Raw genomic sequence first — 12,304 nt, 5'->3', positions numbered from 1 at the left:
CAGTTGCTCCTACAGGACGGCAGCCAGCCATACCCTTACCGAACACTGTGGGAGACGTCGCAGGTCACGACGGCGGCGATAGCGCGAGCTCAGGCGACACAATGTCCCGCGAATATACGCCCAGCATCCTCAACCACTTCCCCGGCGGATAACCAAACGTCTTCACGAAATGCCGCGTCATGTGGCTCTGATCGGCAAAACCGGCCATCGCTGACGCGTCACTGAGCGACATGCCGCAGGAGATGGAATGGCGCACCAGATCCAGTCGCCGCAAGGTCAGGTAGCGATGGGGGCTGGTGCCGAACAGGACGCGAAAATCCCGGGACAGGCGCCAGCGGTCGGTGTCGCTGGCCTGCTCCAGTTCATCGAGGCTGACGCCCTGCTCCAGGCTGGCCAGCAGTAATTCCCGTGCACGCTGCGCTGCGGCGTAATCGACGGATTGCCGCCCCTTGCGCGTGCCTGCGGCATCCTGCAGGGCAATGGCGATGTCGAACATGGCGTCGTCCAGCTCCAGCGGATCGAGGGGGTTGTGCAGGTCCTTGAGCAGCGTCTGCGTCGCACTGAACAGCCGAGGGTCACGGGACACGCCACCCTTGATGAAGGGCAACGGCTTGCCATCCAGCACCTGCTGGATCATCGCCGGTTCCAGGTAAAACATGCGGTAGCGAAAGCCGTCTTCGGTGCCCGCGTGGCCGTCGTGGGGCTCGTCAGGGTGCAGGACGATGGTCTGTCCCGGCAAGTTGTTCACCTTGTCCTTGCCGTACTGAAAACTCTGCACGCCAGACAGTGTGTGACCGATGGCATAGGTGTCATGGCGGTGCATCTCGAAACCATGGCCGTGGAAATACGCCTCGATGCGCTCCATGTGCGGCAACGGCGCAGCACGCACGACCCAGTCCTGCTCGCAATGGGTGAGGTGGGCTTCGCCGTTTGAGTATTTGTCCATGAGGCAGGCTCGTGATCGACAGCTGACGCGAACACAGATACCACTTGCGGCGGTGCTTGGGAATGGTCGGCGGCCCGGCTGTCGACGAGGGCCGAGATATGCGACTATTCCCGACTTTTTCCAACAACTGTCTTTCCAAAAGACGCGCATTGATCACGCAGCCTCGCCACGGCTATGCGAAAGCGCGATCTCATTGCCCTCAAACGGACATGCCTTTTCATGAATTTCCTGCGCCGCGTACTTCTCGATCGTCAGCTCAAACAAGGGCTGGCCCAGAACAAATGCCGTCTCGACAGTGGCATTCGGGGCCTGCGGCAGGACATGGAGCTGACCTTGGAGCACGGCGTGAAACTGCATCAGGTCAAGATCCACTCGGCGAAGCTGAGCATCGGTGCCTACACCGACATCGTCAGCGGCACCGAGCTGCAGAATGTCGCGAGCATTGGCCGCTATTGCTCCATCGCCCGCGACGTCACCATCGGCCAGAACCGCAAATCCCATCCGCTGGAGTGGCTCAGCACCCACAGCGCGCTGGGCGGCTTGCGTCAGCAGCAGGCGGGTATGGCGCCGCATGAAGAGGTCAAGCAGACCGTCATCGGCCACGACGTGTGGATCGGCATGGACGTGTTGATTCTGGAAGGCATCACCATCGGTACCGGCGCGGTGATCGGCGCGCAATCGCTGATTACCAAAGACGTGCCGCCGTACGCCATTGTCGTCGGTTCCCCGGCCAAGGTGCAGCGCTATCGCTTCGAGCCGCACATCATCGACGGCTTACTGGCGAGCCAGTGGTGGAACCTCACGCCGCATCAATTGGCCGAACTGCCCATCGAGGACCCGGAAAAACTGCTGGAAGCGTTGAAGGATTTCGTCGTGCCAGACAGCCATCCCGGCAAGGTGGTGGTGCGCAACAAGCCGTTTTCGGTGGGGTATCACCCGGCGCAGTAACGTGGCACGCCGCACATTATTCTGTGGGAGCGAATTCATTCGCGAGATGCCGGTACAGGCGATACATCCCCTTCGCCTGAAACACCTTCGCGAATGAATTCGCTCCCACAGGTTTAAACCGTGTACATCCCTTGGCGCTCAACCCGCTTGTTTGACGGGCGCCTCGGCATCGTTGGACGCATGCGCCGCAGGCGTCTTGGCGTCGAGCAACGCCTGGATCGCGCGGCCATAGGCCTGTTTGCCCAGGTTCATGCTGTTGTTGTGATTGCCGCCGGGGACCATCAGCAGGTTCTTCGGCTCTTGCGCGGCCTGGAAAAGCGCTTCGCTGAAACGCGGCGAGACGAACTGATCCGCGCTGCCATGCACGATCAGCACGGGCATGTGGATGTCGGCGATCTTGTCGATGGAGTCGAATTTCTGTGACACCAGCCAGCGCACCGGCAGCGAGGTGCGGGTGCTGGCCACCGAGGACGCGACGTCTGCCAGATTGGTAAAGGTCGATTCGACGATCAGACCTCGCGCCTGGATGGGTTCATCGCCCTTCTGCGCATCGCGCCCCAGCTCTGCCGCCAGATCCACCGCCACCGCGCCGCCGAGGGAATGGCCGTAGATCAGCCGTTTGCGTGGGTCGGGTTGCAGTTGCTTCAAGCGCTGCCAGGCAATGCGTGCGTCTTCGTACACCGAGGCTTCGGACGGCAACTGGCCTTTGCTTTCACCAAACCCGCGGTAGTCGATGGCCAGCACGGAAAAACCCAGCGCATGCAACTGCTCGATGCGAAAGAACTGCCCGGTGAGGTTCCAGCGTGAGCCGTGCAGGTACAGGATGGCAGGGGCGTCTTTTTTCTCGGCCAGCCACCACCAGGCGTGGATGTTCTGCGAGACGCCGAACGACGACGCCTTGAGTTCCAGTTCCTGCACATCGGCGGGAATGCCGTGGTACCAACTGGCGGTGCCGGGCTCGATCATGAACACAAGCTCACGCTCCTTGTGCTGCAACGCCGCGCAACCGACCGGCAGGCCGACGACGATCAGCACCATGCACAGCCAGAAGAACCAGCGGGCCTTGAAGTGGGCCAGGGAAAGTTGCGGCATAAACGGTGAATTCCGGAGATCAAGTGAGCGCCCCGGCAGTTTGCCATTCCTTGCGGCGCAAGGTCAGGCCCTTCAGCCGAATGGAGTGGACATCCGCTCACCGGCATTCTCCTGTGGGAGCGAATTCATTCTGGGCGGCATTCCGACGAGACGCCGGTACATCCGCTAGAGATGTATCACCTGCAACATTGCATCGCGAATGAATTCGCTCCCACAGGGATATGCGTTTGACTAGGCGATCAATACCCCGAACCAGAAGCCTGCGAGCCACTGACAATCGCGATCCCGGAGCTGGTGCCCAGACGCGTGGCACCGGCTTGGATCATGGCCACGGCGGTGGCGTAGTCGCGCACGCCGCCCGAGGCTTTGACGCCGACGCCTGTGCCGACCACTTTGCGCATCAGGGCGACGTCTTCCAGGGTCGCGCCGCTTTTGCTGAAGCCGGTGGACGTCTTGACGAAGGCCACGTTCAGCTCGCGGCAGATCTCGCAAGCGCGGGTCTTTTGCACGTCGTCGAGCAGACAGGTTTCCAGGATCACCTTGAGCGGCACTGCGCCACAGGCCTGTTTGACTGCTGCGATGTCATCACTGACGAAATCCAGCAGGCCGTCCTTGAGCGCACCGACGTTCAGTACCATGTCGATTTCGCCAGCGCCAGCGGCAATCGCCTGTCTCGCTTCAAAGGCCTTGGTGTCGGAAAGTCCAGCGCCCAGCGGAAAGCCCACCACGGCGCAGACCTTGACCGACGCACCTTGCAGCAACGACGCTGCGTAAGGCACCTGTCCAGAGTTGACGCACACGGAATAGAATCCGTGTTCCTGCGCTTCGCGGCACAATGTGGCGATCTGTTCGCGGGAGGCATCGGCGACCAGCAAGGTGTGGTCGATGTACTGCGCGAGGGTGGCGGGTTCGATCTTCATTGAGTCGTTTCCTTTGAAAGCAGCTATAAGCGGTAAGCCTCATGCGGCAAGCAGGTGCGAATCGGCATGCCGCTGACATGTTTGAAATATAACAGAATATGTTATTTTTACACCATAACTAATCGACAACCGGAACGCCTGTGGACAGTAAAAAATCCGATCGCATCAAACTGATTCAGCAAGCCCTGCAGGACCAGAAAGCCATTCACCTGCGAGAGATGGCGGCGCTGCTGGATGTCTCGGAGATGACCCTGCGACGCGATCTGGGCCGTCATCCGGAGAAATTTCACCTGCTGGGCGGCCACATCACCCTGGCGTTCGACCCGTCCGAAGCCAGCGATTACAAGGTGACCGAGCAAGGCACGCGTCACGTCGAAGAGAAGCGCCGCATCGGCAAACTGGCCGCCGCGTTCATCAAACCGGGCGACACGGTGTTCTTCGATTGCGGCACGACGATCCCCTTCGTCATCGACTTCATCCCTGATGAGCTGGAATTCACCGCCGTGTGCAACTCGCTCAACGTGTTGCTCAAACTGCAGCACAAACCCCACTGCAACATCGTGGTGTGCGGCGGCAGTTTCCACCGCAAGAACCAGGTCTTCGAACATCACAGCGAAGCCAGCATTCTGGATGGCATTCGCCTGACCTGGGCGTTCGTGTCCGCCGCAGGGGTGAGCGACGAGTTCGGCGTAACCTGCTTCAACTTCAACGAGGTGGAAGTCAAGCAGAAGGTCCTGCGCCAGGCCCGTCACTGCATGCTGCTGGCCGATCACTCCAAGTTCGACGCGGTGCGCACCGCGCATTTCGCGACGCTGGAGAACTTTCATGTGGTGGTCAGCGACAAGAAAGTGCCCAAGCCGTATCGCGATCTGATTCAGGGGTATGGGGCGCAGTTGGTGATGTGAGCCGGCGCTGGGTCTTCAGAGCCTGGACCACGGCTATCGCGGATGAATTCGCTCCCACAGATGAAATCCGACTTTCTGTAGCAGTCCGGCTTGCCGGCGGTGGGTCCTCAAAATTGCTACCGCCGGCAAGCCGGACTGCTACAGGGTTCGCGATTTATCTGCCGAAATGCGGTTCACCTGTGGGAGCGAATTCATTCGCGATTAGGCCATCAGCGCTTCAGATCCCCTTCCAGCTGCCGCACTTCTGCAGCCGCCAGATACCCCGTCGTCACACTGAACGACGCACGCTCCCCCGCCGCCAGTTCCCGCACATTGCCCTTGGCCTTTTCCGCCAGATACCCCTCCGGCTCGCAGGTCGCAGGCAGCACGAATGCGGCCACCTGCTGATCGGCGTTGTGCAGAATCCAGCGGGCGGCATGGTCGAATTGCGCAGGCTTGTAGCGCGTGTAAAACGCAGAGCCATCGCCATGCTTGAGGAGAAAATGCGCATCGCCCCTGGCATCGGCCTTCACGCCATCGAAGAAGCAGACAATCTCCGGGTCGTACAGCTCGGGCGTGTTCAGGGTCTGCAAGCGCGACGGCTCTTCGGTCAACTCGGCCATGTACGCCGACCAGGCAGGCGTCGGCTTCACGTGGGCCGGCACGCTGCTACGCACACGCGTGCGCTCGACGCCCAGCGGCTCGACGAACTGCCCATTGGCGACGTAGGCGTAGTTCATGTGGGCCATGTACATCAGCTCCATCGCCTTGCCCGCCAGGTTCTGCACGTCCATGCCGATGTCGAACAACCCCGAGCCCGGACGCAGGGTCACGCTGGGGCGCGCGCGGTAGTGATCGCCGAAACCCATCACGTATTCGTACTCGCCGCCCAGGCGCAGGAACGCGCCTGTCGTGTCTTCGCCCACTTCCAGCCAGGCGCTGTCCATCGGCGCGCAGGGCATCTCGCCGTGCAGCGCATGGTCGTCCTGCGGGGTCGGGCAGCCATTGCGCAGGATGCCGCTGTGAAACATGAAGCAACCGTAGGTGCCGATCACCGTGGGGCTTGGCCGCGGCTGCTCGAACAGGTTGCGCATGGTCAGGTCGCAGCCATCGAACACGGCCGACCAGATCATTTGCCCCTGATACGGCAGCACCACAAGGCGGCCACGATTGTTCTCCAGCGCCAGGGCCTTCACGCCGCTGGGATACGTCCAGGCCAGTACGCGAAAATCGGCGGACTCAAGCAGCGTCTTTTCGGCGCTGCTGAACAGTTCGGGATACAGGGCAATTGTGGTGGTTTTCATGAAGCGCTCACCGCTGCGCCCACTGGCGCGGTCTCGCTGCGCGGATCACGCAGGCACTTGATCGCGTAGGCAACGATTACCACGAAGCACAGCAGTGGCACGCTGTAGGCGATCTGCATGTTGCCGTGGGTGGCATCGGAGAGCAGGCCCTGAAAGATCGGCATCACGCCGCCGCCGACGATGCTCATGACCAGCAGCGAACCGCCGACACCGGTGTCTTCACCCAGGCCGTCGATGGTCAGGCCGTAAATGGTCGGCCAGCAAGGACCGAGGAAAATGCTCACGCCCACTGCCGCGTACACGGCGCTGATGTTCGGCACCAGAATGGTGTAGGCCAGCAAGGCGATGGTCAGCACGCCGTAGATCGCCAGGACCTTGGCCGGGTGCATTTTGCGCATCAGCAGGTTGGCGATCATCTTGCCGACGAAGTAGGCAGCAAAGGTGGTCAGCAGGAACCACGACGCGCTGCGCTCGTTCATCCCGCCCATCTGCATGGCCAGGCGAATGGTGAAACTCCACACGCCCACTTGCGCACCCACATACAGGAACTGCGCCAGCACACCAAAGGTGAAACGCGGGTTGCGCCACAGGCGAGAAAGGCTCTGGCCGATGCTGCTCTTTTTCGCGGTGTCCTTGATGTTGCCCTTGCACGCCGGGAATTTGGTGAAGGCAATGAGCACGAACATCAGGATCAGCACCGCGATCATCCATTTGTACGGCAACAGGGTCGACTGGATCATCTGCAACTGCTGAATGGCCGCGTCAGAGGCGCTCATCTGCTTGAGTTGCTCTTGGGTGGCGTCGGTGTCCTTGAACATCACGAAGCTGCCGACGTACACCCCGGCCATCGCCCCGAACGGGTGGAAGGTCTGCGAGATGTTCAGGCGACGGGTCCCGGTTTCACGGGGGCCCATCAGCGTCGAGTAGGTGTTGCAGGCGGTTTCCAGGAACGACAAGCCAGCCGCGATGACGAACAGGGCCATCAGGAACATGCCGTACTTGGCCATGGACGCGGCCGGGAAGAACAGCGAGCAGCCCACCATGTACAGCATCAGGCCGATGAGGATGGTGGTCTTGTAGCTGAAGCGTCTGACCACCAGCGCCGCCGGAATCGCCACGAAGAAGTAACCCAGGTAGAACGCCGACTGCACGAAGGCGGTCTGGAAATCGCTGAGCAGGAAGGCTTTCTTGAAGTGCGCGATGAGCACGTCGTTCATGCTCGCGGCCGCCGCCCACAACGCAAAACAGCAGCACAGCAGGATAAAGGCGAACCAGGGCGTGCGGTTCAGGTAGAACCCGTCCGGGGATTGTTGGAGCGCGGGCTTTGTCATTGTTGTTCTCCGTGAAGTGCAGGGAATACCCCGCCCTGCCGGTCATGCTGAGCGGTCAGGGCGCGGCGGCGCGTGGTGGTTTAGAGCGTGTCGAGAAAACGCCCGAACGTGGCAGCGTCCGGGTAGGAACTCTGGGTGCCCAGGCCGGTGACCGAGCAGGCGGAATAAGCCACGGCCTGGGTCATGGCGCGGCGCATGTCGCCGTCCTCGCTCCAGTGGCGGGCGAAGCAGCCGATGAAGGCATCCCCTGCGCCAGTGGTGTCGCGGGCGTCGACCTTGATCCCGTCGACGCGGAACTCGCCTTGCTCGCCCACATACAGCGCGCCCTTTTCACCGAGGGTCACGATCACGTGGCGAATGCCGTCCTGCACCAGTTGCAGAGCGGCGGCGCGGGCTGATTCGAGGGAGTCGACGACTTGGCCGGTGATGAGCGCCAGCTCGGTTTCGTTGGGGATGAAGAAGTCCAGCTTCGACAGGTGTGCGCGACTCAGGCCCTTGACGGCAGGGGCCGGGTTCAGCAGCACGGGAATGCCGTTGGCCTTGGCGAAATCGATGGCGTAGTAGACCGTTTCCAGCTCGATTTCCAGCTGTAGCACGATCAGCTTGCAATCGCGCAAGGCGGCCTGAGCGGCGTCGATGTCAGCGGGTTTGAGGTGCGCGTTGGCGCCTTTGACGATGAGGATGCTGTTGTGCGAATCGCTCTGCACGAAGATCGGCGCCACACCGCTGGACACACCCGGCACGCGCTGGACGAACTGGGTGTCGATGCCCAGGCGATTGAAGTTGGCCAGGGTGTTGTCGGCGAACAGGTCGTCGCCCACCTTGCTCAGCATCAGCACGTCGGCGCCCAGCTTGGCGGCTGCGACGGCCTGGTTGGCACCCTTGCCGCCGCAGCCCATGGCGAAATTCGGTGCTTCAAGGGTTTCGCCCTGGGCCGGCATCCGGTCGATGTAGGTGATCAAATCCACCATGTTGCTGCCGATGACCGCAATCTTGTTCATGTGTGTCATACCTTGTGTACGCGCCGCGGACCGAAAGAAGGACTGTCGACACGGTATTATTTTTGTTATTTAAATAACATTTATTGTGACTATTCAACCTCTTTTTTGTAGGGAGATAGCCACTCGCGAAAAAAAAAGGCCAGACATCGCTGTCTGACCCGTGGAAAGCCCGGAATTAGAGGGGTTTGGACCGCTGGTCTATACAGACCACCGATGGTCGCAATCGTTTGCGGCTAGATGAGAGACACAGGTTCTGAGAGACGACAAATACCTGTAGGAGCTGCCGGAGCTGTGCGACAGCCGCGAATGCGTCGGGTCAGACGCTTCATCTGTATCTGACCCACCGCATTCGCGGCTGTCGTAACCTCCAACTGCTCTTACAGACATTTGTGGCGAACCGGTAATTGGCAGCGCGTCTCACATCAGGCAATACAGCAACACGATATTGGCCACCAGCATCGCCAGCGCCGTCGGGATTTGCGCCTTGATCACCGCGTATTTATCCGGCAACTCCAGCAACGCCGCCGGGACGATGTTGTAGTTCGCCGCCATGGGCGTCATCAGCGTGCCGCAGTAGCCGGAGAACATGCCAATGGCCGCCATCACCGCCGGGTTGGCGCCGTACATGCCCACCAGCACCGGCACGCCGATGCCACCGGTCATCACTGGAAACGCCGCAAAACCGTTGCCCATCACGACAGTGAACAGCGCCATCCCGAGCACGTAGACCATCACCGCGACCAGACGAAAATCCAGGTTGATGTAGGCCGTCGCCAGATGCGCCACCGCCTTGCCGACGCCTGCGTCGTTGAACACCAGCCCGAGCATCGCCAGCATCTGCGGCAACACCAGCGCCCAACCCAAGGCCTCGGTCAGACGCCGCGACTCACGCATCGCCTGCACCGGCGTGTCGCGTGTCAACCCGCAGGCCAAAGCCAGTGCTACCAGGCTGCCGATGCCCAGCGAGACGAAGGTGCTGTTGGCCGGATCGAGCAGAAAGACCTCGCCGAACTTGACGTTCTTCAGCACCACCGCACCCATCACCGTGACCAGCGGAATCGCCAGCGCCGGGATGAACAGCTTGTTCTTCAAGCGCCCTGCACTCTGGCGCCGGGCTTTGTCCGGCAGGTTGTCGTGCTGGCCGAAACCCACGCCGCCGAAGCCTGCGATCAGCGCCATCACCAACACGCCAACGCCGACCCACACCGCAGGCAGGCGATCCCCGATCAGAAACGCAACTGCGAACAGGCCCCAGAATAATCCGGTGGTCCAGCGCTTCGGGTTGCTGCGATCGGTGACGCTCATGAACGCGGTGATCGCCAGAATCACGCCCGCCAGCCAGTACAGGTATTGGATCGAAAGGATCATGGCGTGACCTCCTGAGCGACTGTGGATGTCTGTGGCAATGCCTTGAGTTCGCGATTCAGGCGCTGGTCGAAGCGGTACAGGCGAATGGCGTGTATCACAAAGGCGCAGATCGCCGTGGGGATGCCCCAGAAAGCGATGTGCATCGGGTCGACATCGATGCCCGAACCGAGCAGAAAGGTGTGCATCAAGGCGATCGCACCAAAGGCCACAAAGATGTCTTCGCCGAAAAACAGCCCAACGTTATCGGTGGCCGCGCACAACGCCAGCAGCTTGATGCGCAGGGCCTCCGGCAACTGGCCGAAACGCGACTCGGCAGCACCTTCGGCCATTGGCGCGAGCAGCGGGCGGACCATTTGCGGATGCCCGCCCAGGCTGGTCAGGCCCAACGCTGCGGTGCTTTCACGCACGAACAGGTAGGCAATCAGCAGACGTCCGGCGGTAGCGCTGGTGAAGCGGGCGATCCAGTTCTGCGCATGCAGGCGCAGGCCGTGTCGCTCCAGCAGACCGATGACGGCCAGGGGCAGCAGGATGATCAGCGGCAAGGTGCGGGTCTTGATAAAGCCTGTGCCGATGGTCGCCAGAATCGTCTCCAGCGGCATGCTGGCAGACAGGCCCGTGGCCAGCGCCGCGAGGGCGACCACCAGCATCGGGTTGAAACGCAGGACAAAGCCCAGAACGATGACCAGCACGCCGAGCAGCGGCCAGAGGTTGATAGCGGTTTGCATGATGGGGATCTCGTTGTTGGGGTGCTCTGATTCAGAAGTTCGGTTACACACGTCGTGCACTGGATGAACGCAATCGATGTGGGAGCCGGCTTGCTGGCGAAAGCAGTCTGTCAGGCGCAATTGATGTGTCTGATACACCGCCTTCGCCAGCAAGCCGGCTCCCACAAGGGCTTTGCGGTCTACCAGAGCGCCAGGGTGTAACTGACGATCAAGCGGTTCTCGTCCAGGTCATTGCCAAAGTTCGAACGCACGGTCGCGTTGCGCCATTTCACGCCGAGGTTCTTCAGCGTGCCGCTCTGAATCACGTAGCCGATATCGGTGTTGCGCTCCCACTCCCTGCCCTCGCCGCCTGCTGCGCGCTCGACGTTGTCGCCCGACACATAACGGCTCATGAAGGTCAGCCCCGGCAGCCCCAACGCGGCGAAGTCGAAGTCATAACGCAGTTGCCACGAGCGCTCCTTGGCATTGGCGAAATCGCCGATCTGGATGAAGTTGACCAAGTAAGGATCGCTGCCCGTAATGTAGGGAAACGGATCGTCCCCTGTCATTCGCTGGTAGCCAAAACCGAAGGCCTGGGCGCCGACCTTGTAGGTGAACATGGAGCCCAGCGCCTTGTTGTCCAGGTCACGAAAGTTGCCGTCCTCGCGACTGCTGGCGTAACGGATGTCGGACTTCAGGCTCTGGCCCGCCCCCAGCGGCAGCACGTGAACCAGCCCGCCGTAATACTGCTGATAGACGTTTTCCAGCTGCCCGTAATGGGCGCTCAGCATCAGTTGCGGGGTGATCTGATAGTCGCCGCCGCCGAAATTGAAACTGTTGCTGGTGCCGCCGATGCGGTTGCCCGTCATCTCGGTGAAGTCCGAGGAGCTGTTGGCCTTGATGCGGTCGATATGGCCGCCGGTGAACTTGAAGTTGTCCAGTTCCTGAGAGGTCAACAGCCCGCCACGAAAGGTCTGGGGCAACAGGCGCGTGTCGTTGGAGTTGATCACCGGGTCTCTGAAGAACAACGAGCCGACCTTCAGCTCGGTCTTCAAGACCTTCATTTTTGCGGTCAGGCCAAGCTTGGCGTAATCGTCCTGCGACCCCCCGGAGGACAGATCCGCAGGCAGCAAACCGGTGCCTGCCGTGCCATCGCCGGAGTCGAGTTTCAGCCCCAGCATGCCCAGGGCGTCGAGGCCAAAACCCACCGTACCGGGGGTGTAGCCCGACTGCAGACGCAACAGAAAACCTTGGGCCCATTCCTCGGCCTTGTCCCGTGCGCCCTCCTGGCGAAAGTCGCGATTGAAGTAGAAGTTGCGGGCTTCCAGTTCGCCTTTGCTATCGGCGAAGAAGTCCGCTTGAGCGTTGATGCCGTAAGTCAGAGTGGCGCCGCCAAAGAGCAGCGCGCAGACGTATTTTTGGTTGTTATGTGTCATTGAAGCCTCTTCCCGTAAGCGCGCAGCGGCGAAGGCCGACTGCTGGCAGAGCGCAGCGGCGAAGGCCGACTGCTGGCAGAGCGCAGCTAATGAATGAGGTCGGATGCCGGAGCACCCCGACCCTGAAGGCTTGGCGCGCAGGTGGGGGAGGAAGCTGTCCTGCCCGGCGTCGTACCTTTCTCGTGTCGGCGGCCATCTTTCGGCAGGCCGGGGCGCTGCGTCCAACGGGAAAAAACCGCTATGCCCCATAAGATTTTCTGTTGGGGCGGTGGCATGTAACCTGCTGTCTGTGTGGCAAACCTTTCAGGGGTCTGAATGACGGTTCGGCCTGCCCGCAACATTTGGCCCACCGTCATCGCGGCTCAATCGC

At 61.2% G+C, this 12,304-nt stretch carries 11 protein-coding genes; 2 read left to right on the top strand and 9 right to left on the bottom strand.

The genetic code is table 11. From position 1 onward, the window contains the following. Positions 1 to 64: 64 nt before the first annotated feature. Entirely contained in the window at positions 65 to 946 is an 882-nt protein-coding gene (locus AC07V9_RS08790; RefSeq protein ID WP_495015337.1) for an AraC family transcriptional regulator, read from the bottom strand. 219 nt (positions 947 to 1,165) lie between these two features. Between AC07V9_RS08790 and AC07V9_RS08785 the strand changes: the two genes are divergently transcribed. After that, positions 1,166 to 1,894, top strand: coding sequence for a CatB-related O-acetyltransferase (locus AC07V9_RS08785; protein ID WP_495015336.1), 729 nt, complete (start codon positions 1,166 to 1,168; stop codon positions 1,892 to 1,894). A 138-nt stretch (positions 1,895 to 2,032) separates the two neighbouring features. Here the strand turns inward: AC07V9_RS08785 and AC07V9_RS08780 are convergent, their stop codons facing one another. Both AC07V9_RS08780 and deoC read right to left on the bottom strand, forming a co-directional pair. Further along, complete coding sequence (locus tag AC07V9_RS08780) at positions 2,033 to 2,986, bottom strand: alpha/beta hydrolase (RefSeq protein WP_495015335.1); 954 nt, start codon at positions 2,984 to 2,986, stop codon at positions 2,033 to 2,035. Positions 2,987 to 3,225: 239 nt separating this feature from the next. Beyond that, the gene (deoC, locus tag AC07V9_RS08775) at positions 3,226 to 3,906 is read right to left on the bottom strand and encodes a deoxyribose-phosphate aldolase (protein WP_495015334.1); all 681 of its coding nucleotides are present in this window, start codon (positions 3,904 to 3,906) and stop codon (positions 3,226 to 3,228) included. Between the two features lie 140 nt (positions 3,907 to 4,046). Here deoC and deoR point away from each other — a divergent pair, with 140 nt between their 5' ends. Continuing rightward, a complete protein-coding gene (deoR, locus tag AC07V9_RS08770) occupies positions 4,047 to 4,811 on the top strand; it encodes a DNA-binding transcriptional repressor DeoR (protein WP_495015333.1) in 765 nt (254 codons plus the stop codon). Between the two features lie 209 nt (positions 4,812 to 5,020). On the opposite strand, the gene AC07V9_RS08765 is transcribed toward deoR, so the two are convergent. The 6 genes from AC07V9_RS08765 to AC07V9_RS08740 form a co-directional block, all read right to left on the bottom strand. Next, positions 5,021 to 6,094 carry an aldose 1-epimerase family protein gene (locus AC07V9_RS08765; RefSeq protein ID WP_495015332.1) on the bottom strand — a complete coding sequence of 358 codons (1,074 nt, stop codon included), beginning with the start codon at positions 6,092 to 6,094 and terminating at the stop codon, positions 5,021 to 5,023. Beyond that, positions 6,091 to 7,425, bottom strand: a complete 1,335-nt coding sequence (fucP, locus tag AC07V9_RS08760; protein WP_495015331.1) for an L-fucose:H+ symporter permease — start codon at positions 7,423 to 7,425, stop codon at positions 6,091 to 6,093. The genes AC07V9_RS08765 and fucP overlap by 4 nt, the downstream gene beginning before the upstream one ends. 80 nt (positions 7,426 to 7,505) lie before the next feature. Continuing rightward, positions 7,506 to 8,426: a ribokinase gene (rbsK, locus tag AC07V9_RS08755; RefSeq protein WP_495015330.1), complete on the bottom strand. Its 921-nt coding sequence runs from the start codon at positions 8,424 to 8,426 to the stop codon at positions 7,506 to 7,508. Between the two features lie 417 nt (positions 8,427 to 8,843). Further along, positions 8,844 to 9,794, bottom strand: coding sequence for a DUF979 domain-containing protein (locus tag AC07V9_RS08750; protein WP_495015329.1), 951 nt, complete (start codon positions 9,792 to 9,794; stop codon positions 8,844 to 8,846). After that, positions 9,791 to 10,519: a DUF969 domain-containing protein gene (locus tag AC07V9_RS08745; RefSeq protein ID WP_495015328.1), complete on the bottom strand. Its 729-nt coding sequence runs from the start codon at positions 10,517 to 10,519 to the stop codon at positions 9,791 to 9,793. Before AC07V9_RS08745 ends, AC07V9_RS08750 begins: the two co-directional genes overlap by 4 nt. A 179-nt stretch (positions 10,520 to 10,698) precedes the next feature. Then, positions 10,699 to 11,934, bottom strand: coding sequence for an OprD family porin (locus tag AC07V9_RS08740; protein WP_495015327.1), 1,236 nt, complete (start codon positions 11,932 to 11,934; stop codon positions 10,699 to 10,701). Positions 11,935 to 12,304 lie beyond the last annotated feature (370 nt).

The sequence above is a fragment of the Pseudomonas sp. GW821-FHT02A11 genome, from assembly GCF_059421985.1.
Note: the sequence above shows the minus strand (reverse complement) of the source record. Positions and strands in the feature narration are given on the sequence as shown.